Source organism: Achromobacter sp. SIMBA_011 (assembly GCF_046535435.1).
In the GTDB taxonomy this organism is placed as follows: Bacteria; Pseudomonadota; Gammaproteobacteria; order Burkholderiales; family Burkholderiaceae_B; genus Achromobacter; species Achromobacter dolens.
In genome coordinates this window covers 1-333 of sequence record NZ_JAWRWN010000177.1, presented here as the reverse complement: position 1 = coordinate 333, position 333 = coordinate 1, and the positions used below count along the sequence as shown (strand labels likewise).

At 65.5% G+C, this 333-nt stretch carries 1 pseudogene; it reads right to left on the bottom strand.

Features of this window, described 5'->3' with window-relative positions:
- Nucleotides 1–333 (bottom strand): annotated as a pseudogene (locus tag SB816_RS30455) (hypothetical protein); the annotation flags it as partial.

The following is a 333-nucleotide window of genomic DNA, read 5'->3' as shown; positions in this document are numbered from 1 at the left end:
CGCGGCTGCTGCTGAAACCCGCATAGGAGGCCGAGCGCGAGAAGCCGGCGCTGAACGCACCCAATGACGGGTGCGACCAGGACGCCGTGGCGCTTTGCTGGTCGCGGTAGCGCGAGCGTTGCTGTTCATGGGTGTAGGTGGAATAGGTCGACTCATCCAGGTCGCGGTAGCCCAGGGAACGCCACGACAGGGCGGTGCTGACAGCCCAGCGCTCGCTCAAGCGCTGGGACCACGACAGGTCAGTCTGTACGCCCTGTTCGGTATCGGTGCGACTGGCTTGGGCTGCCTGCGCGGAGAATTGAAACTGGCTGTCCTGCCAGGGCAACCAGCCCA